At 61.2% G+C, this 400-nt stretch carries 1 protein-coding gene; it reads left to right on the top strand.

Annotated features, from left to right (window positions below; all coding sequences use genetic code 11):
• Positions 1-400, top strand: a 400-nt coding sequence (locus EN852_RS35715; protein WP_135879671.1) for a thioesterase domain-containing protein, incomplete at both ends; no start/stop codon positions are given.

Below are 400 nucleotides of genomic sequence, written 5' to 3' on the forward strand. Positions count from 1 at the left end.
TTTCGGCCTTTCCTATTTGCCCGAGAGCGAAAGTGCCGAAGCCGTTAATCGCCAGGCGACCTATGCCGTCGCTGCCTTGCGCCGCATTCAGCCGCATGGCCCCTATCGGCTGGTCGGCTATTCATTCGGCGCCCTCGTTGCTGTGGAGGCGGCACGGCAGGTGAGGCGGGCGGGTGAGTGGTTGGAGCCGCCGATCCTAATCGATGCATTTTACGATCAGAAGTTCTGGCCTGCGAAGGCTTGGTGGATCGGGCAAGCACGTCGAACCGGAACACACCTCGTTAAAATCCGCCGGCAACCGCCGGCTATGGCCCTGAGAGAGTTTGCCTTCCGAGCCGGGCGGCTAGCGCAACGGTTCTGGTCGAGATGGCAGGAATTGCCGCCAGTATATACCACCAGC

The sequence above is a fragment of the Mesorhizobium sp. M2E.F.Ca.ET.209.01.1.1 genome (assembly GCF_004010375.2).
In the GTDB taxonomy this organism is placed as follows: Bacteria; Pseudomonadota; Alphaproteobacteria; order Rhizobiales; family Rhizobiaceae; genus Mesorhizobium.